This is a genomic window from Paenibacillus sp. SER-28 (assembly GCF_052906305.1).
In genome coordinates this window covers 299333-318411 of the sequence record NZ_JBRECM010000004.1, presented here as the reverse complement: position 1 = coordinate 318411, position 19079 = coordinate 299333, and the positions used below count along the sequence as shown (strand labels likewise).

Sequence of the window (19079 nt, the reverse complement as noted above, 5' to 3'; positions counted from 1 at the left end):
ATAACTAAGGAGGTTACAGGGATGAACAGCCAAGCAGAGGTGCAAATTACCGGGTTTAGTGGGCGAGTGTGGGAAAAGGATCTGCTGGATTGCGGTTATCGGATTGCCTTACACAAGGCGGAGGTTGAGCTCAGCCCGGGAAACGGGTTCCGGTTTAGGTTCTCCATGCCAGAAGACGGATACGCGGAGCTTGATCTGTTCGCCAGATCAGACAGTGACTGGGCTGCGAAAGATCGAGAATCTGCCTTCGTACGCCTCTATCTGAATGAAGCCTATAATCAAGATGTCATTTTGTACTATGGCAGCAGTCAGGGAGTGTATACCCGTTTGTTGGGACATCTAAAAGAAGGCGATTATGAAGTCTATGCCGAATTTCGCGAACTGGAATCGGCTCCGCTTGTATCTCGAGCATGGATCGATGGGGTTGAACTGCGCTGCGTGGCTGATTCCTCTCCAAGATCGCTGATTTATCGCCATACCCCGCTTTTATATGGCCGCAATCTCTCACATCCCTATGAGAATCGCTTTACGGATACACCGCTTGTTTTGTTCTATTCCGTGGAAGGGAATGAGGAGAAGACAGTCATCGAATATCAGATGATGTTCAGCCATGAAGATGAGGGAACGCCCGCGCCGCTGCTTATGAGCAAATGGGGAAGAACGACCGATATCGAATGGATGTACCGCGTCGAGCTGGATGCGGAAGGCAACGTTCTGGAAGCTGTTTTCCAGGGGGCACATCATATTACGACCGCGTTTAATGGCAATTATGATCTGGGTGGGCATCCTGTTCTCCAATCCGCAACAACTAATGGAAACTTTAAGGATGACATCACATCGGGCTATCGTTTTATGCTGCCGCCTGCTTTCCATTGGAAACCAGAGGAAGAGCCACGTGAGGCGGTCATGAGCCGTTTTCCTTTTGCCTATCAGGTCACTGGGTGGGAGATGGAACGTCAGCAGGAGCTGGAAATGCCGTCACAAGCGTCTTCCATTACACTTGCACACCAGCGTAGCTATGTGTTTATCCAGACTTCAAAACGTCCCTTGCGGGATTCGGACAGAGAATTGTCTCCAGGGTTCAAGCCTGGCTTCAATCGGTGTGAGGAAGATGCCTGTGTCGATGTTCAGCTTCGCCTTCACGGCTCAGAGCAGTGGTATTCATCCTGCCATCATGATCTGAGACTGGGGGATTTTAGAGCCGCTTATGAGGGGGCAGAGTCACATTTTTCCACCACGATCAAGCTGTCTGGAGAGGCTGTGCTTGAGGATATAGCTGAAATCAGAGCCGTATTGCTGGAAGGCGGTGCTGACAGCATGGAAGTAGCCGGACTGTGTGCCTTTACGTTAAACGAGGATAATCTCCCGCAGTTTCCAGGTATTCGTACAGACCGGGTAATTGAGCTGACGCGGCTTCAACCCGTGGGTGTTTTATGGACAGCCGACAAAGACGTGTCGGGTGATGAAGAACATCCTGTGAATGGTATGGTAAAGCATGTTGTGGATGAACTGTCTAGCCAGGATGGGAAGTCATGAGCAGACTGCTGTATGTGGAAGGAACGGTCGACAGAACCTGCACCCAGAGCCATATTACGTACTCCTTCCATATTCCACAGCCGACTGAAACGATTCGTATTCACTTCTCTTACACGCCCAAGTTATTGGAGGATCAAGAGCAAGCACGAGGAATCATTGAGGAAAGCATGAGCAAATATGGATACGATGAGCCGGGGCATTCATCCGATCTGTGGAAGAAGTATATCCCGCTGCAAAATTTATTAACGCTCTCTGTCGATGATTCTCTCCGTCACCGTGGAAATGCGCACCGTCCCGAGATGCAGCAGGAGCATTGGCTCGGTTCGTCTGCGGCTTCGCCGGGATTCCTCGAAGGAGATAATCCGGCGGGCATGTGGCGGATTACGGTCAGTCTGCATGCCGTTGTAACCGAGACGCTTGCCTACCAAATTCATGTATTGGGGGAGGAGGCAGGATATGCTTAAATGGATTCCAGCTGAGCTTCACACCCATACGCTTCACAGCGACGGAAAGCAGACGCTGGAGGAGCTTGTTCAAAGCGCAGTGGATCTGGAACTTGAATGCATCGCTATGACGGATCACAACACGCAATCGGCACTCGCGGATCAGGAACAGGTTCAGCGGCAGTTTGGTCTCCCGATCATTTCAGGGATGGAGTGGACGACCTTTTACGGGCATATGCTGACGCTTGGGGTTGACCGCTTTATCGACTGGCGTGTGCTGGGACCAGATGACATCCATGAGGGGATTCGGCAGGTGCATGAGCAGGGAGGCATTGCAGGGATTGCCCATCCGTTCAGGATCGGAAGTCCGATCTGTACGGGGTGTTTTTGGGAATACACGATTCAGGATTGGCATGAGGTGGATTATATAGAAGTCTGGTCAACGCTTATGCCATCTATTAAGCGGGATAGCCAGCGGGCGTTTGCCATGTGGACCGATTTGTTGAATCAGGGGTATCGCATCACTGCGGTAAGCGGTCGGGACTGGCATGTATCTAAACCGGATGATGCGCTTCCGGCTGTTACGTATCTGGGGGTCCATGATGAAGCAGAAGAGCGAGAAGGCTTAGCAGACCGGGCAGTTGAGGCGATTCGCCACGGTTCAGTGTCAGTTACGATGGGACCGTTACTGACGATGTGGGCACAGATTAAGGGCAGAGAACATCGTTATCACATCGGCGAATGCATAGAGCTGACTGTAGAAGATTCACTATCGGTGACGGTTCAATTGGATGTGGAAGCAAGAGCAGCCCATTACAACCTCAAGCCTCAGAATCTTCGTCTTCTGCTGACAAGTAGTCACGGAATATGCTCCGAGATTCAGATCCCTGCTCACACAGGAGAATATACGCTATCATTGCAAGATCCGCTAGGTAAGGGCTGGATACGAGCTGAGCTTTACGGCTGCATGGAAGACTGCGTGATGATGATTGCTTTTACGAATCCGATTTATATGGCTTAACACAATAGAAAGGCTGGGCTTCGGACGGTGTCAACAAAACAAGAGAACATAAAGCAGCGTATAGAAGAATATATGAAGGTTAATGAAATGGGTCCGGGGGATCGGCTGCCGTCGGAAACTGCACTTTCCCAATCGTTTCGTGTCTCGCGTACGACGCTACGGGGAGCTATTCGCCAACTGGAATCGGAAGGTAAGCTGCTTGTAAAACACGGGAGTGGCACGTTTGCGACTTGCCCGCTGCCGAGTATTCCAAGCTCGCTGGACCGCCTGTACAGCATCGGGGACATGATTCGTTCGGCAGGGTTACGGGAAGACGAGCAGCTAGAATCCATTCAGAGAATCTCGGTTTGTCCTCCTGATATTGCCGAACAGATGAGATTTTCCGAGAATGAGCCCATGATTGCTCTAGAGCGTACACGCACTGCCAACGGAGAGGCTGTAGCCCACTCTATCAACTGGATGCCAGAGAAATTAGCCGGACCCATTCTGGAAGGTGACTCTTTTTCAGGCTCGCTTTTTCAGAGTATTGAGTTCAAGGCGGGGGTACGAATTGTCGGAGCGTATTCTGAGCTCACCGTTCCCAACTATGACGACGCACATATGACACGTCTGCTGAAGCATCCGCAGGCTACGGTATTACTATTGAAGCAGCTTCACTATGATGAAATGAACAGGCAGGTGCTGTATTCTCTGGATTACGTCCGCAGTGACATTTTCCGTTTCTGGGTGCGTCGTACGCGCTGATTCGATCAGAAGGTGGCATCTCCTATTGAATTGTGCTAGTTTTACATATTCCATGGGTTAAAAATCGTCATATCTCGTCAATACTGATCTATATGCACTTCATGATGATACACACATGGCAGGATGCGTATAAGGAGGTAACGGGATATGAGGTGGCTTGGATGGCTGCTCAAAAAAGGAATGACAGTCGTGTTGGTTAGCGCACTGACGCTGGCAGTGACAGGTGTAGTCGTTAATGCTTATGTTCAATCGCTGCTGCGGCAGTTTAACATTCAGCTTGATCATCAGCCCATATGGGGATTGGGTTGGCTAAAGGGCAATGCGGGTACGGACCAAAGCACAGACACGGGGAAGAACAAGACGACAGGGAGCAACTCGGGAAGTGTAACACCGCCTGATGATGCGTTGCCTGTCATGGGACAGGGCTTAGAAGAAAGCGGAAGTGAGGCTGGTGGCGCAGCCAATGGCAAGGCATCTCAGGAGGGTGCCACGTCGGCGGGAACATCAGGCAATGAGTCTCGGAAGCAGGCAGAAGGTACAACAGCTACACCTGAAACAAGTATTGAAGGCCATGATTTGGTTATTACGCCCGACCATTTGACGGAAAAGAAGAACAATTTACCGGCGGCACAGAAGCAGGAGATTTTTGCGATTCTGATGAATAAGCTGCCGCCGGAGGAGATGCAGAAGATATCAGCTGCGATGGAAGGCGGTCTCACCGAGCAGGAGCTTCAGGATATTCAACAGGTGCTAGCGAAGTATTTGACCAAAGAGGAATATAACAAGCTGATGGATTTGCTTAAATGAGTATTTTGCAAAATCCTGAATAAATAACGATGAATTCAGGGGCAATGTGTATGCTCAAAATAGGACTGTTGAATCCGCGCCATGCGCGGATTTTTTTGCGTTCCAGGAAGGAATTGGAGTGTAGTTGAATTCTTTGTAAAGGCTATGTTAAAGTAAACAGTGTTGTGAAAAGGTTAAATTTTTGAAACCTTTTACGCAACTATGCAATGGTAGATAGCGACTAATATCATAGATGCTTGTGAATACAGGCTAGATCCATAGTGTGAAAGACCAATAACGAACGCATTTATATAGAGATAAGATATGCTGAAAAGGAGAGAGTCATTTTGGATTTGAAGGAGCAGGATTCACCAGACAGCAGGAATGCAGCTTCCGACGTTGCAGATAAGTCTGCTGTGAAAGCGGGGAAAATAGCAAAGTGGTTGAGCGGTCGGAGAAAATGGTTGAGCTGGACAGCAGGCGGTGTGGTGATTGCAGGCAGTCTTATTTTTGCGAGTAATCAGTATGTCGGAGCTAACACAGTTCCTTATTATAAAGTGTATGTAAAAGGCGTCGAGGTCGGAAATATCTTGAATGAGCAACAACTTAAACAGCTGTACGCAACGAAGAGCAAACAGTATAAGGATAAGTATCCCGGCGTCGATATGGTGCTCAATACGAGCGCGGTAACGACAGATATTGAGAAGGCATATAAAGCGGATATCGACAGCGCAGCCACGCTGAAGAAGCTGGATGGTATGTTGACAGCGTATGCCAAAGGGGTAGAAGTGAAGGTCAACGGTCAGACGGTTGGCATTGTAAAGGATAAAGCGACTGCACAGGCGGCTTTAAAGCAAGTACAGAAGAAGTACACACCTGTGGGTGAGGGAACATCTACAGGCATCAAGGGGCTGGTTCGCAAAACATCCGTAGGCAGCAGCCATGTGGGTGCTAGTACTAAAACCCCTAAGGCATGGCTGGAGTCTGCCAGTATCCGTGAGAAAATCGCGTATGAGCCTGTGAAGGCAGACCCGAACAAGGTGCTGACAGAGGCAGAAGCAGTCAAAATGTTGACTGAGGGGCGTGAGGCTCCTATCACGTATACAGTGCAAGAAGGCGATTCTTTGTCGTCGATTGCAACTAAATTTAATATGACCGCTTGGGAGATTAAGCAGAACAATCCCGGCTCGCGTGAGCTATATTTGCAAATTGGAGACGAATTGAAGCTTACTGCTCCGAAGGCTCCGGTTACCGTGCGAACAGTAGAGAAGGTCGTCGAACAGATTGCCATCGAGCCTGAGGTTGAGATTCGCCAGAGCGATGAGCTGAAGGCAGGAGTCACCAAAGTGGTCAGACCGGGACAAGCAGGTCTTAAAGAGATGGACTATCGTTTGACCAAGGAGAACGGTGAGGTCGTGCAAGAGGAATGGCTTGGTCAAAAGGTGCTGCAGCCGTCTATTACTGAGGTGGTTCTTAGAGGAACGAAGGTTGTGGGAGAAGGCTCAGGGCAGTTCGCTTGGCCAGTGTCCGGCGCATCGATGTCGAGTAGCTTTGGCGCACGTTGGGGACGTATGCATGAGGGTGTCGACTTGGTCGGTAGTGCAGACATTCACGCATCAGATGAAGGCGTGGTATCATTTGCAGGTCAGCAGAATGGATACGGCAATGTCATTATGATCGATCATGGCAACGGCTACCAAACCGTGTACGGGCATTTGAGCAGCATTGGCGTTCATGTAGGACAGGTGGTTCAGCAGGGCGAATCGATCGGGGTCATGGGGAACACGGGACGCTCGACTGGAACGCATCTGCATTTTGAAATTCGTAAAGATAATACGCCACGCAATCCAATGACGTATTTAAGATAGGCTAGATGTTTATATCGAGAGTTACATGATCTATGTGGATCAAGGGGAAAGGCCATGTTTTTCTGCATGCTTAACAGTAGGTGCAGGCATGGTTTTTTTCTGCGTAAAGAAAAGGGTCTGGAGAAGTAATGGAATGGCGCACGGGTATGATAGAATAGAATAAACATCTTAATAGGTACTGACAAACGAAAGTTAATTATAGATTATGATCCGTGAAGAGAGGTGAACGCTATATGCAGGGAACGATTCTGGTAGTGGATGATGAACAGCCAATCGCTGATATTTTGAAATTTAATTTAGAAAAAGAGGGTTACCAGGTGATTTGCGCCTTCGATGGAATCAGCGCGGTGGATATCGCGGTCAAGCAACAGCCTGACCTGATTCTGCTAGATCTGATGCTGCCGGGCATGGACGGCATGGATGTATGCCGCGAGGTGCGCGGGCATCAGCTCCAGACGCCGATTATTATGCTGACCGCCAAGGACGGCGAAATCGACAAAGTGCTGGGGCTGGAGCTGGGCGCGGACGATTATGTAACAAAGCCGTTCAGCACACGGGAATTGCTGGCACGGGTGAAGGCACAGATGCGCAGACAGCAACGTGGCGGGGCAGGCCAGTCGGAAAGCCGACCGCAGGAGGATAAGCAGGGGCTGCGCGTGGGCGACCTCTTTTTTGATACAGATATGTATACAGCTTACAAAAACGGAACACCGCTTGACCTGACGCACCGCGAATATGAGCTATTACACTATATGGCGAAGAATGCCGGAAAAGTCATGACGCGGGAGCATTTGCTTCAGGCGGTATGGGGCTTCGAATACTACGGGGATGTGCGGACAGTAGATGTGACCATTCGGAGGTTGCGCGAGAAGATTGAGGAGAACCCGAGCAAGCCGGAGACCATCCTGACGCGCCGTGGTCTTGGATATATCGTGAGCGGGGGCAAAGGTGGCCTGCGGGCATGAGATGGCTGTCTTTCTTTCGTACCATTCATGCAAAGCTGATTATTATCTATGTGTTGCTTATCTTGGTGGCTATGCAGCTGATTGGGGTCTATTTTGTCAGCTCGATGAAGAACTCTCTCACGAGTAATTTTACGCAGGATTTGCAAGCACGGGCGGAGATGCTGTCCGTGCTGGCGGAGCAGGATCTGAGTGGCAGTGACGGCAAAATGGAAGAAGACAGCGTGGAAAGCCTGCGTGCACGCGTAAATAATTTGTTTGATTTCAGCGGCGCGGAAATTCAGGTGCTGGATGCCAGCGGCAAAGTGTTAATTACTTCCCAAGGTTCACACGCCGATTATGTTGGACGCAAAAATACGCAGACAGTGGTCAGCCGCGCACTCCAAGGTATCCGTGATAACGAGGAATACATGGTGGACGAGGATAATGTCCGCAAGAAGGTCGTCGCCAAGCCCGTCATCAGCCAAGGCAAGATTGTCGGCGCGGTGTACATCGCCGCTTCGATGACCGAGCTCTACGATACGATGAAACGCATTAACAATGTGTTTCTCTCAGGTATGCTCATTGCGCTGGCGCTAACGGCTGTGCTGGGCGTGGTATTGGCCCACACGATTACGCACCCGATTAAGGTGATGACACGTCATGCAACAGAGGTTGCCGAAGGGAAATTTGACCAGCAGATGCCTGTGTTTGGGGATGATGAGATCGGCAGGCTCAGTGTGGCCTTTAACTATATGACAGGCCGTCTGCGTGAGGCACTGTCTCAAAATGAAGAGGAGAAGGAGAAGCTCTCCTCCATCTTGACCAATATGAGCGACGGTGTGGTCGCTACTGATGACAACGGCCGGGTCATTCTGGTCAACCGTCGGGCCAGCGCCATGCTGGGCGTGAACGAAAACGAAATGACCGGCAGGCATATCGCGGTACTGCTGGGGATCGACCCGGAGGAAACCGAGGCCCTGTATAGCGAATCTTCGGCCTCCACGCTCTTGCAGCTGGAGCCAGCCGGTCAGGATGAACCCATCGTCATCCGTGTGACATTCACGCCGATTCATCGGCGGGAAATTGGCATTACGGGAACGATTGCCGTGCTCCAGGACGTGACGGAGCAGGAGGAGATGGAGACGACACGTCGGGAATTCGTAGCGAATGTATCACATGAGCTGCGTACTCCGTTGACGACCATCCGCAGCTATGCTGAGGCGCTGGATGACGGCGCGATGGCTGAACCGCAGCTCGCGGAGCGTTTTGTAGGCGTGATCCGCAACGAGACAGAGCGTATGATCCGGTTGGTTACGGATTTGCTGCATCTGTCACGGCTCGATTCCAATGAGGCACCTTTGCGGATGCAGCCTGCAGATGTGATGGAGATGCTGGACGAGGTCGCAGATCGGTTTTCTTTTCAAATGAAGCAAAAGCACATTCGCTCAGGGATGTTCGTAGAGCAGGGAATCGGTAAGGTCGTGATCGACCGTGACCAAATTGAGCAGGTGCTGGATAACCTGATGTCCAATGCGTTGAAATATACGCCAGATGGCGGGAGTATTCGGATTGAAGCTCGCCGCAACAGTGAGGGAATGCTGTCCATTTCGGTACAAGACACCGGAATTGGTATTCCCAAAAAAGATCTCGACCGGATTTTTGAACGGTTTTATCGTGTAGACAAGGCGAGATCGCGCAATATGGGTGGTACGGGACTGGGACTGTCGATTGCCCGGGAAATTGTAAAGGCGCATGGGGGCCAGATTTTTCTGGAATCGGAATACGGTCAGGGAACCTGTACGACCTTTACGCTACCCATGTCGAGTGAAGGGAGGGAAGCACAGTGAAGGAACGTTTGAAGTCCTGGACGCTTATTTTGCTGGTTGCTTCCAGCCTGGTACAGACTTATTTTTTGATTTACCGCCTTCCAGGCAGTGATTCTGTACTCACTTCAGAAACGAACTATGTCAAAACCGAAAGCATGGGGCAGGAGAAAAAGATTGAGAACCTTGTGTTTCCTGATAAAATGCTCATTCACCAAGGTGAGAAGAAGCATACCGTTTTTTATCCGGGTGTTACTTTTTACGATTTAATTTATACACGGCTGGAAAGCCGGAGCTTTAACAACTTCCAACGTCGAAGTATCCAATCGGCGGACTGGGCGCAGATTCGCAGCGAAAATGAAGGCATCGAATTATCCTTTTCAGGCGGAGTCCCGGTTTCATTATTGGAGCGGGTCATGCGTCTGACGCCGGATTCGGTGTTTCAGGGAGAGACGATTAACCGCATTTGGATCTATATAGACGAAAAGAATGCCAAGCCGCATGCGCTTTTTTTCAGTGCCAGAGGCGATGTGGTGTATGAGGCGAACCAGTTCGATATGACGGTAGAGGACATTCGGCAGCATGTGAATTTCGGTGAAAATGCCCCGTTGTACGAGCTGGTGGATAATCAGTACTACATTCCCGTGAATGACCTGGAAACTGTGCAGCCTGTGGTGTATGCCGGGTTGTTTACGACGGAGCAAATGCAGCGGAACTTGTTCTTCGATCCGGGGATTACGCGCAATATTCAGGAGAAGGACGGCTCACAAATTTACACGGATAGCAAGCGTAGTCTGCAAATCAAGCAGGAGCAACGATGGATGAGCTATACCGATCCCAGTGCGCCAGGGGCAAGTGGAAGCAGTCCAATTAGGGATGTACTGGCCGCAGTTGATTTTGTGAATCAGCATGGCGGTTGGGATGCTTCGTACCAAATGAAATTAAGAAGCAGCGATGAAAATCGTACGACTGTGATGTTTCAGCAGTATTATGGTGCTTATCCGGTGCTGGACACACCATCATTCCGCTTTGGTACGATTTCGCTGCAAATCCAGCAGGAAACGGCTTCTGTCTATGAACGTTCGCTACTGTATCTCAAGGGAGGAGAGCAATCCTCGAAGAAGGTTATGCTGCTGGGTGGCGAGCCCTTGAAGAAGCAACTGGAGAGTGTAGCAAAAGGGAAGACGATTCGTGATCTGACTCCTGTATATCAGCCGGAGCTGACCAATGATGGATTGAAGCTTGCTCCTGAGTGGCGCGTTACGCTCAGTGACGGTTCTGTTGCAGAAATTCATGCTGTTCCTGTAACGACAGCATCCAACACAACACAAACGAAGCCAGACCGGGAGACAAAGAGGTGACAGGAAGGGGGAACGGGAATGGATTGGAGCCGCGCCAAGAACGTATTGATTTGTACATTTTTGCTGCTCAATGTGGTATTGGGTTACCAATTGTGGCATGATGCGCAGGAAACGGCAGGGCCGAATCTGGATTTTACTTCATTGGATGAAAATACGCAGCGTTTAATGGAAGAGAAAAGCATTCAGGTGCTGGCTCCGATTCCCGGCGATACCCCGCAGCTGCCTAAACTTTCTTACACATATGTTCATAGTGGAGAAAAGGATGATCGTGTGCAGCTGGTGAAGCCGGTGGACAGCAAACTGGTATTTACCCATGACGCGCTCGTTGAGGCATTGGAGCCACAAATCAAGGATATCGATAATTTTCAGTATGATCCGCTGGATGTTCAGGAGGAATTGGCATCCGGACAAGCAGATGCTTTTGTACTTCATCCGCTGGTTCAGGGCAAATGGCCGCTATTTAATGTGAAGTTGGCTCTGTTTTACAGCAATCAAAAGATTACAGGGTATCGCAAAATTAAGGTCGATCTCCAGCCTTCGGATGAGGCAAAGAAAATGCTGCCTGCGTCCAAAGCACTGGCAAGGCTGATCGACGGCTATTTGCCGCGTGATACGATTGTGAAGGATATCCGGCTCGGTTATTACGGACAGACCTTTAACTCCGATAGCCAGGTGGCTGCCCCCGTGTGGCGGTTTATGCTGGACAACGGGAAAGGTGTGTATTATGTGCAGATGAACGGAGATGTCATTAGTCCAAAGACAGAACATACAGAAGGGTCTTGAACAGATATGGGGATTTCATTTACCGTGCTGTCGAGCGGTTCGACCGGCAACGCTACCGTTGTGCGGAACGAAGACACGACATTGCTCATCGACGCAGGTCTCAGCGCGAAGCGTATTGACGAATTGCTGAAAGAACGCGATCTGAGCGGAGAAGAGTTGGATGGTATTTTGGTCACGCATGAGCATTCTGATCATGTTAAAGGACTAGGCGCCATGGCGCGTAAATATAATTTACCTATATATGCTAACGAGAAGACATGGTTTGCCATCAGCAATGCTGTTGGGCAAATCGCAGACGATAACCGCAGAATATTGGAGACAGGCGCAACGCGGGAATTTGAGTCATTACGCGTGGAGTCTTTTGGCATATCCCATGATGCGGCTGAGCCTGTAGGGTATAGCTTTTATGATGGGGCAGAGAAGCTCAGTGTAGCGACCGATCTCGGCTATGTCAGCGACAAAGTGAAACAGGCGATATCAGACGCGGATGTATTGGTGCTGGAGTCTAATCATGATGTGGAAATGCTGCGTATGGGTCGTTATCCGTGGAACATCAAGCGTCGTATTCTCAGCGATATCGGTCATTTATCCAATGAGATGGCGGGTGCGATTCTTAGCGAGCTGCTGACAGGTCGTACGAAGCGAACGTATTTGGCACATTTGAGCCGCGACCACAATATGATGGAACTTGCGAAGCTGACTGTACGTGGGGCGATGGAAGACCGCGGCTGTTTTTACAAGGACAGTGAGTTTCGGTTGTGCGATACGTACTATGATCGTCCTACACCTTGGGATAAGGTAAGTGAGCCATAAAGCTGTCCAGCTCGGCGGCTTTGCGTTCTACCTCTTCACGGGTCACTACGCCTTTGTCCACCAGTAGTTCAATCAATGTACTTAGCGCCAGTGTATTGCGGTAGTGCTCGTCTTTCAAATCCGCAAGCTTGGCAGCCATGCGAACTTCATCCATAGCCGAACGATGTGAATTCATCATCATATATTCCTCCTGTAAAAATATTTTAGAAATGGCGTGCAATGAGCTTGGTTCTGCCTGTGGTTTTGCTGGGTGCTGTGATACAATAAAGCTAACAACGGAAAGCTTTCTGAAGGAAGGCTCTCATCGAAAGTATAGGCAGCTTTAAGCGGACGGGAACAGGCCAGAACGTCTCTATGAGACGATCATTTTGTAATAGAATAGAAGACTTGTTACTATTGTAGTCCATTGGTTTGGAAATCATTCCTCTTTTTTCCTCTATTCGGAGTCAGATTCGGCGTGTATGCTAATTTATGAGATTCGGTTGCTTAGGAAGGCACCATTTGTGGTGATTAATAAGTAGGCCGGAACGATTGGTTGCTGGATTCCGATGATAAGGGATATTCAATCCATTTGAGATGTTCAACGGAGCAGGTTCTCTGTAGCATAGGTTGGCGCAAGCCCGAATAGCCCTAATTTTTTAGTGAGTGTCGGTGCATGACAACGAAGGGGAGAGGATTAGCATGGGCTTGTTTGAGGACGATTTTTATTCAACGAAGGTATCCACACGTGCGGCTAAAAAAATGGCATTTAAGGCGCGCCGTGGAGGACGGGGACGTTGGCCACACAGGAAGCGTGGAGTAAGTCCGGTGCAAGCTGCTGTCATTAGCGGTGCAGTCAGTGCAGTGATTGCCGTGCTGTTGTTCAGCTTTATTACAGGTCTGCCCTCCACTACAGCGGTAACCGGGGCCAGTCACTATCCCTTGCGGCAAGCAGCGGGTGATCCGTATGACCGGATTGTGCAGGCGGCAGCCAAGGTGCGCCCAGCCGTCGTCAGCATTGTGAATCTAAAAGAGGAAGATGGTAAAAGCACGGAACAATCCGCGCTTGGATCGGGTGTCATTTTCCGAGTGAGTTCGGGCAAAGCCTTCATTATGACGAATAACCATGTGGTCGAAGGATCAGATGATCTGGATATTGTAACGGTAGACGGTGTCAGAAAAGAGGCAAAGCTGATCGGCAAGGATCGCATTAGTGATATCGCTGTACTGGCAGTGGACGATAAAGGCATTAGCACGGTAGCGGATATTGGCGACTCCAGTAAACTTCGTCTGGGTGAGACGGTCATTGCTATTGGCAATCCGCTCGGCCTGGGAGACACGCTTACCTCCGGTATTGTGAGTTATACGAATCGCATCATTCCGATTTCCATTAACCAGGATGGCGTGTATGACTGGGAGCAGCATGTTATCCAGACCGATGCGGCGATTAATGAGGGAAACAGCGGCGGCGCCCTAGTCGATCTGGACGGACGTGTGATTGGCATCAATACGATGAAAATCGCTGATACAGGTGTTGAGGGACTTGGCTTCGCCATTCCCGCCAATGAGGTGATGAAGACGGTGAATGAACTGGTTGAGGACGGCAAGATCACTCGCCCTTATCTGGGGGTATACACGGTCGACCTCAATAATGAATATGCACCGCTGGATGAAACTCAGCGCAAGGAGCTTAAGTTGCCGGACAGCGTGAAAAATGGGGCAGTCGTTCTGGAGGCCCATGGTCCTGCCAAGGAGGGTGGCTTGAAGTTGAACGATGTTATTACTGCGTTTGATAGCGAACCGATTAACTCTACGCTTGATTTGCGTCGCTACTTGTACGATAACAAGAAGATTGGCGATGAGCTGAAAGTTACTTTTTACCGGGCAGGCAAGGAAGAATCGATGACGCTAAAATTAACAGATAAGCCGGAAGGCTAAGGTTTAACTTATAGGCTTAACTATAAAAAAGGCGTTCTCCGACTCATTCCCGGGAACGCCTTTTTCGATTTTTTGCTGCGCCTTAGATTAAGATGTCGTTCCCGTCACACGGGTTCCGCTCTTGGTGATCTTGTATGTCACCACATCGCCGCTCCAGAAATGGAACTTCAGCGTGACGTCACCATCTTTTACACTATTAAAAAATTCAGGCAGCAGCTTGATGCCATTGGCATCATAGGCAGGGGCAAAGGTATTGCCAAATTCCTTATAAGGTGTCCAATCCTGTGGACCGGCATTGCCACCATTCGTATACACGGCTTCCATCGTGGCAAGCTGGCTACCGCGGAATTCCGTTGGAATGGTAAAGGTTTGTGTAGTCCCTTCGACAGCACTTAATTTGGGTGTATCATACACGACTACTTTGAAATTCCAGTCTGCCCCCTTGTTAAACTTAGCGGTAATGACGGCATTCTCCCCATATTTACCGGAAGTGGTCAGGCTAGTGAGCAAGCTGGCTTTGAAGGTTAATGTGTCTCCGCTAAGCGCATAATCGGTGCCCTGTGTCAGTTGCTTGCTGCCCGCACTGAGTGTTTTCAGCTGATTGCCGTTCAGGTTTAAAATGACCTTGGCATCCTGAGCAGGAGTGCCCTTCTTCAAGTGAATGAGGTCACTAGCTGCATTGGAGGAACGTCCTTTTAGGCTGGACTTAATGACATTGAAGAGTTCAGGATCAGACCATTTGTACGTTGTCCGGTTCAAGTGCTGGCCGTTATCCCAGAGCATACCTGTTATTTTCTTCTCCTTCATATAATAGGTCAGGAACTCGAAGAATTTTAGCTTTTCACCCTGTTCAATAACGCCTGTATTTTTATCGAAGCCGAGTAGGCCGTATTCACCGACAATGACCGGGATCCCCTTGGCTACAAAGGTGTTATAGACGTTATCAAAGGTTTGGATGATATCGTTTTTAGTATCTTTATCAAAAGTAGTATGACCCGCAATATTTACACTGAAAGGCCAATAACCATAATAGTGGACGGTGGCAATCAGCTTGGGATCGTTCAGCTGGGTTATCGTATTGTACAGCTCGTTGATTTTAGCCTGAGCAGGTGATGTATCCAAGCCAGGCAGAACAAGGGGGCGAGTGGCATTTTTACCGCCAGAGGCGCGGACGATTTTGTGGAAGGATACATTCAGTTCTTGGAGCATCTGATTCATTTTCGCTTCATCCGTTGTCCCCCCTTCAGAGAAACGGGGCTCGTTAATACTTTCAAACATCAGCTTGTTAGGTTGATCTTTAAAGCGCTGGGCAATTTGTGTCCATAATGCGTTATAGCGAGCCAGCACTTCATCATGTTTGGGCTCCATACTGCTTACCCACGTCCATGAATCATGATGCACATTGATCATGACGTACAGATTGGCATCCAGTGCCCAGCGAACAACCTCTTCCACACGGTTCATGTAGGCAGACTCAACGGTATAGTTGGGTGCTGCTCCAATGTGCTTATTCCAGGTGACGGGAATACGAATACTTTTGTAACCTTGGGCAGCAATTTGCTGGATCAACGCCTGGGTAATGCGCGGATTGCCCCAGGCTGTCTCATCCGCTCCGACAGCATCCAGCGAGTTTCCTAAATTCCATCCGGGCTGCATGGCTTCCACATACGATTGCATGCTGCTCGCAGCCGCAGCTTGCGGTGCTTGTCCGTCAGATTCGGCAGCAGCGGCAACAGATGCGAACGTAGATAACAATAGGGTGATGGCAAGCGTCAACGACAGCAATGAAACGGGTCTTCGTTTTAACATAACAGGCCCCTTTACAAAGTTATTTTTATGAAAGCGCTTTCTAATAAACACTACCATACTATTTGAATATGGAATACCTGTATAATTCATGTAAAAATCATGTATTTATTAGATGTTTTAAATTTGTAAGCGTTATTATTGAAAAAATATAGAAATGAGTGTAGAATCTATGGCCCTACCAATTCCTCAATTACAAAAGAAAGAAGGAGATGAATATGAATAAGTGGGACACGGAAGAGGCCATTCGACGCTGGGATATGCATGCAGAAAACTTTACCGCCAAGTACACGGAGGAAGGGGATCGGTCTCGCGAAGTCCTGCTGAATCCGGCATTGCAAGCTTGTATGGAACCCCTAGAGGGCAAAAAAGTGCTGGATGCCGGCTGTGGCGAAGGTTATCTGAGCCGGAAAATGGTCAAGGCGGGTGCATCGGTGGAAGCCGTCGATTACTCGACAGAGATGCTGAAGCTTGCAAGAGAGCGAACGCCGTCAGCGTTGGGAATTACATACCATCACGGCAATCTGGAGGAGCTGGAGATGTTCGAAGATCAGAGCTTTGATCTGATCGTGTCCAATATGGTCATCCAGGACTTGGCCCTTTATGAGCAGGCGATTGCCGAAATGCAGCGGTTATTAGTTCCAGGGGGCCGCTTTATTTTTTCTATTCTGCATCCATGCTTTCAGACACCGCAGAGTGGTTGGGTGAAGGATGAGACAGGAAAAAAGCTGTATTGGAAAGTGGATCAATATTTCAACGAAGGCCCATTGGAGCAAGATATGCCTTATGATCAGGAAGAAAAGTTTTTGTACTTTCACCGTACGCTGGGCAGCTATGTACAGACCATTATTGAGGCAGGTTTACTGTTGGAAGGGATGATCGAACCCAAGCCGTCTGCCGAAATGTTGGAGAAATATCCCTATTTTCACGAGGACCTGAATGTCAGTAATTTTCTTATTTTTACAACCAGACGATCGGGGTAAAAAGCAAGCCCTTTTCTTTCCGCGTCAAGTGTGGTAGAACAAAAGAAGGCGATTTTGGCACACCTACAACAGGAAGAGCTTCAAACGGAAAGGGATGCAACTGGAATGTACGTGGTATGTAAAGAGCATGTGGAACTGGCAATTGATATGTTCGTCGATGAATACGAGGATGCACCGGATGTCGTCGATCTCAAGGAAACGAAATTTTCGGATTGGGACCCTCCAGTGAAGTGCAAGGAATGTGAGAAGAAAGCAGAGTTTTTGGTCGTCTAAAAAACAAGCACGGGCGTTTCGGGGAGAAACGTCCTTTTTGTATACATATAACTGTGACTATATCTAGAAGAAGATGCACGCTGAGACAGGAGTGAACGATGAATGGACCCCTTGCTGCATTCACTGTTTCGTCCGATTCAAGTTAATGGAAGAGACTCCTCCACATATTATATCGAAAAAAAGCCGTCTGCTGCGCTAAGAGCTTACGTGGCATGTTATTGGGAGTCCGGCCCGGTTACTAGAGAGAGAGTAGGAGATTTCGTAGTTTCGCGTGAAGACGCAGCTTCATTAAGCTTGCCAGAGGAAGGAGCAGTGGATCGGGTATTACCTGACGGCTGTACGGATATTCTATTAGAATACGACCCGGTGAGTAAGCGTCAGGATATCTCGTACTGCGGGACATTTACGCATCCGTTCGTGTCTGCTAGACAAGCAGGCTCCGAGGCACGCATCTTTGCTGTGCGATTTTTTCCGGGCGGAGCACATTTTTTTCACGGCATACCGATTCATTTGTTTACAGATGGGAACTTCCGCCTGGAAGATATCTGGCCGGAGAGCGTCGCGATCATAGGTGAGCGTATTTTGGAGGCGCAGGATTTCAATGAGCGGGTTCGCATCATGGATGAGTATCTTAACCAGCTTCTGCTGCGCCAACGTACGAACGATTGTGACCTGATGAAAAATCTGCTGCATCGCATTTTTGTGAGCGGCGGAAGTGTGGGGGTCAAGGAGCTTGCAGAGCACGAAGCGATCAGTGAGAGACAGATCAATCGTAAGTTTGGACAATGGATCGGAATCAGCCCCAAAAAGTTCAGTGAAGTCGTCCGCTTCCAGAGCGTTCTGCACAGTATAAAAGGCGGGGGTCTGGATTGGACGGAGATGGCATTGAAGCATAGCTTTTTCGATCAAGCGCATCTAATCCGTGATTTTCGCAGGTTTTATGGAGATTCCCCGCTTACCGCGGCTAAGGATTTACGGAAGTTGTCCGATTTTTACAATACACGCCCAGAGGCTTCGGCTATACTCAAAATATAAAGAAGAATGGCAAAGGAGAGATGTGAATATGAGTGGAACGCTGCAAGTTCGCGATCATTTGCTGAATGAGCTGGAGACCGGAGTACGGACGGGGGAAGCCTTGATTCGTAAAATACGTCCAGAGGATTGGGGTTTTCGCCCGCAGGACAATTTCCGCTCGTTGCTGGAGTTAGTACATCACTTTGTGCTTATTCCTGCTTCGGATCTTGCGATAATGCAGGAGAAGTCTGAGGGTGAAGTGGGAAGCATTGAAAACAGCCTGTCCGGGGTGGAAGATCCCGAGCGCTTGGCTGCGACTTTCAGACAGAATTTTGAGGCTTATAAGGCTTACATTCTTTCGCTTAGCGAGGAAGATTATCTGAATCGTTCGACGAAGGCCTTTTATATGGAGCATGGACATTTGCAGGTTCAATGGCAGATTGAGACCATGACCCACGTATTCCATCATCGTTCGCAGATTTATAATTATCTGAAGCAACTGGGACATGAAGTGAGCTTTTTTATGTTGTACGCTTGAGTATTTTTATAAAAGGTTTGGAGGGCACCTGTGCGGTGCTCTTTTTTGGTTTTATTTAAGGCCTTTATAGGATGGCATGACTTACTTGAACGCACGTGAAACTTCTTTACTAACGCGTCTGAGAATGCCGATTTGCTCCTCATTCAATCTGCTGGTCAACGCAACAAACTCATCTATCGCCTCTTGCCGAATCGTTTCGTCTGTAGTCATATGTTCTTTGGAAAACATTAACTCACTGATAGACACGTTTAAGGCAGTTAACACTTTCTCCAAGGTATCAATCGAAAAGTTTCTTTCGCCACGCTCTACCGATCCGATATATGCATCATCTAATCCTGAAAGTTCCGCAAGTTGTTGCTGTGTTAATCCCTTAACCTTCCGAATCGTTCTAATTCTTTCTCCAACCGAATTCCGTAATTTTGTCAT

The 19079-nt window shown here is 49.0% G+C and carries 19 protein-coding genes; 16 read left to right on the top strand and 3 right to left on the bottom strand.

Going from position 1 to position 19079, the window contains the following annotated elements:
- Positions 1-21: 21 nt before the first annotated feature.
- From ACUYLD_RS13975 to ACUYLD_RS13925, 11 genes are all read left to right on the top strand, one after another.
- The gene (locus ACUYLD_RS13975) at positions 22-1536 is read left to right on the top strand and encodes a hypothetical protein (protein ID WP_446675325.1); all 1515 of its coding nucleotides are present in this window, start codon (positions 22-24) and stop codon (positions 1534-1536) included.
- Entirely contained in the window at positions 1533-2000 is a 468-nt protein-coding gene (locus tag ACUYLD_RS13970) for a hypothetical protein (RefSeq protein WP_446675324.1), read from the top strand. The genes ACUYLD_RS13975 and ACUYLD_RS13970 overlap by 4 nt, the downstream gene beginning before the upstream one ends.
- Entirely contained in the window at positions 1993-3000 is a 1008-nt protein-coding gene (locus ACUYLD_RS13965) for a CehA/McbA family metallohydrolase (protein WP_446675323.1), read from the top strand. Before ACUYLD_RS13970 ends, ACUYLD_RS13965 begins: the two co-directional genes overlap by 8 nt.
- 27 nt (positions 3001-3027) lie before the next feature.
- Positions 3028-3744, top strand: a complete 717-nt coding sequence (locus ACUYLD_RS13960) for a GntR family transcriptional regulator (protein WP_446675322.1) — start codon at positions 3028-3030, stop codon at positions 3742-3744.
- 147 nt (positions 3745-3891) lie between these two features.
- Positions 3892-4551 (top strand): hypothetical protein, encoded by a 660-nt coding sequence (locus tag ACUYLD_RS13955; protein ID WP_061830429.1) that lies wholly within the window; start codon positions 3892-3894, stop codon positions 4549-4551.
- 326 nt (positions 4552-4877) lie between these two features.
- Entirely contained in the window at positions 4878-6398 is a 1521-nt protein-coding gene (locus ACUYLD_RS13950) for a peptidoglycan DD-metalloendopeptidase family protein (RefSeq protein ID WP_446675321.1), read from the top strand.
- 233 nt (positions 6399-6631) lie between these two features.
- Complete coding sequence (gene yycF / locus ACUYLD_RS13945) at positions 6632-7363, top strand: response regulator YycF (protein ID WP_039272089.1); 732 nt, start codon at positions 6632-6634, stop codon at positions 7361-7363.
- Positions 7360-9189, top strand: a complete 1830-nt coding sequence (gene walK / locus ACUYLD_RS13940) for a cell wall metabolism sensor histidine kinase WalK (RefSeq protein ID WP_446675320.1) — start codon at positions 7360-7362, stop codon at positions 9187-9189. The genes yycF and walK overlap by 4 nt, the downstream gene beginning before the upstream one ends.
- The gene (locus tag ACUYLD_RS13935; RefSeq protein ID WP_322159118.1) at positions 9186-10526 is read left to right on the top strand and encodes a YycH family regulatory protein; all 1341 of its coding nucleotides are present in this window, start codon (positions 9186-9188) and stop codon (positions 10524-10526) included. The genes walK and ACUYLD_RS13935 overlap by 4 nt, the downstream gene beginning before the upstream one ends.
- A gap of 18 nt (positions 10527-10544) precedes the next feature.
- Positions 10545-11309 (top strand): two-component system regulatory protein YycI, encoded by a 765-nt coding sequence (yycI, locus tag ACUYLD_RS13930; protein WP_028540969.1) that lies wholly within the window; start codon positions 10545-10547, stop codon positions 11307-11309.
- Positions 11310-11315: 6 nt separating this feature from the next.
- Positions 11316-12122, top strand: a complete 807-nt coding sequence (locus tag ACUYLD_RS13925) for an MBL fold metallo-hydrolase (protein WP_023991120.1) — start codon at positions 11316-11318, stop codon at positions 12120-12122.
- Here ACUYLD_RS13925 and ACUYLD_RS13920 read toward each other — a convergent pair.
- Positions 12091-12297 carry a hypothetical protein gene (locus ACUYLD_RS13920; protein ID WP_025723164.1) on the bottom strand — a complete coding sequence of 69 codons (207 nt, stop codon included), beginning with the start codon at positions 12295-12297 and terminating at the stop codon, positions 12091-12093. The two genes, ACUYLD_RS13925 and ACUYLD_RS13920, sit on opposite strands and share 32 nt — an antisense overlap.
- 506 nt (positions 12298-12803) lie before the next feature.
- Between ACUYLD_RS13920 and ACUYLD_RS13915 the strand changes: the two genes are divergently transcribed.
- Positions 12804-14039: a S1C family serine protease gene (locus ACUYLD_RS13915; protein WP_322159117.1), complete on the top strand. Its 1236-nt coding sequence runs from the start codon at positions 12804-12806 to the stop codon at positions 14037-14039.
- Positions 14040-14126: 87 nt separating this feature from the next.
- Here ACUYLD_RS13915 and ACUYLD_RS13910 read toward each other — a convergent pair whose 3' ends face one another.
- Positions 14127-15848 (bottom strand): cellulase family glycosylhydrolase, encoded by a 1722-nt coding sequence (locus ACUYLD_RS13910; protein ID WP_446675319.1) that lies wholly within the window; start codon positions 15846-15848, stop codon positions 14127-14129.
- Positions 15849-16063: 215 nt separating this feature from the next.
- Here ACUYLD_RS13910 and ACUYLD_RS13905 point away from each other — a divergent pair, with 215 nt between their 5' ends.
- The 4 genes from ACUYLD_RS13905 to ACUYLD_RS13890 all read left to right on the top strand — a co-directional run bounded on the left by ACUYLD_RS13905 (position 16064) and on the right by ACUYLD_RS13890 (position 18653).
- The gene (locus tag ACUYLD_RS13905; RefSeq protein ID WP_446675318.1) at positions 16064-16828 is read left to right on the top strand and encodes a class I SAM-dependent methyltransferase; all 765 of its coding nucleotides are present in this window, start codon (positions 16064-16066) and stop codon (positions 16826-16828) included.
- A gap of 105 nt (positions 16829-16933) precedes the next feature.
- A complete protein-coding gene (locus ACUYLD_RS13900) occupies positions 16934-17101 on the top strand; it encodes a CxxH/CxxC protein (RefSeq protein WP_013373879.1) in 168 nt (55 codons plus the stop codon).
- Positions 17102-17203: 102 nt separating this feature from the next.
- Positions 17204-18136 (top strand): DUF6597 domain-containing transcriptional factor, encoded by a 933-nt coding sequence (locus tag ACUYLD_RS13895; protein ID WP_446675317.1) that lies wholly within the window; start codon positions 17204-17206, stop codon positions 18134-18136.
- A 28-nt stretch (positions 18137-18164) separates the two neighbouring features.
- Positions 18165-18653: a DinB family protein gene (locus ACUYLD_RS13890; protein WP_446675316.1), complete on the top strand. Its 489-nt coding sequence runs from the start codon at positions 18165-18167 to the stop codon at positions 18651-18653.
- A gap of 81 nt (positions 18654-18734) precedes the next feature.
- Here ACUYLD_RS13890 and ACUYLD_RS13885 read toward each other — a convergent pair whose 3' ends face one another.
- Entirely contained in the window at positions 18735-19079 is a 345-nt protein-coding gene (locus ACUYLD_RS13885) for a helix-turn-helix domain-containing protein (protein ID WP_446675315.1), read from the bottom strand.

Coding starts and splice junctions, on each gene's coding strand:
- ACUYLD_RS13895 (WP_446675317.1), top strand. CDS start 17,204: ATGGACCCCTTGCTGCATTCACTGTTTCGTCCGATTCAAGTTAATGGA.
- yycI (WP_028540969.1), top strand. CDS start 10,545: ATGGATTGGAGCCGCGCCAAGAACGTATTGATTTGTACATTTTTGCTG.
- yycF (WP_039272089.1), top strand. CDS start 6,632: ATGCAGGGAACGATTCTGGTAGTGGATGATGAACAGCCAATCGCTGAT.
- ACUYLD_RS13910 (WP_446675319.1), bottom strand. CDS start 15,848: ATGTTAAAACGAAGACCCGTTTCATTGCTGTCGTTGACGCTTGCCATC.
- ACUYLD_RS13925 (WP_023991120.1), top strand. CDS start 11,316: ATGGGGATTTCATTTACCGTGCTGTCGAGCGGTTCGACCGGCAACGCT.
- ACUYLD_RS13965 (WP_446675323.1), top strand. CDS start 1,993: ATGCTTAAATGGATTCCAGCTGAGCTTCACACCCATACGCTTCACAGC.
- ACUYLD_RS13885 (WP_446675315.1), bottom strand. CDS start 19,079: ATGACAAAATTACGGAATTCGGTTGGAGAAAGAATTAGAACGATTCGG.
- ACUYLD_RS13970 (WP_446675324.1), top strand. CDS start 1,533: ATGAGCAGACTGCTGTATGTGGAAGGAACGGTCGACAGAACCTGCACC.
- ACUYLD_RS13905 (WP_446675318.1), top strand. CDS start 16,064: ATGAATAAGTGGGACACGGAAGAGGCCATTCGACGCTGGGATATGCAT.
- walK (WP_446675320.1), top strand. CDS start 7,360: ATGAGATGGCTGTCTTTCTTTCGTACCATTCATGCAAAGCTGATTATT.
- ACUYLD_RS13900 (WP_013373879.1), top strand. CDS start 16,934: ATGTACGTGGTATGTAAAGAGCATGTGGAACTGGCAATTGATATGTTC.
- ACUYLD_RS13975 (WP_446675325.1), top strand. CDS start 22: ATGAACAGCCAAGCAGAGGTGCAAATTACCGGGTTTAGTGGGCGAGTG.
- ACUYLD_RS13955 (WP_061830429.1), top strand. CDS start 3,892: ATGAGGTGGCTTGGATGGCTGCTCAAAAAAGGAATGACAGTCGTGTTG.
- ACUYLD_RS13920 (WP_025723164.1), bottom strand. CDS start 12,297: ATGAATTCACATCGTTCGGCTATGGATGAAGTTCGCATGGCTGCCAAG.
- ACUYLD_RS13890 (WP_446675316.1), top strand. CDS start 18,165: ATGAGTGGAACGCTGCAAGTTCGCGATCATTTGCTGAATGAGCTGGAG.
- ACUYLD_RS13915 (WP_322159117.1), top strand. CDS start 12,804: ATGGGCTTGTTTGAGGACGATTTTTATTCAACGAAGGTATCCACACGT.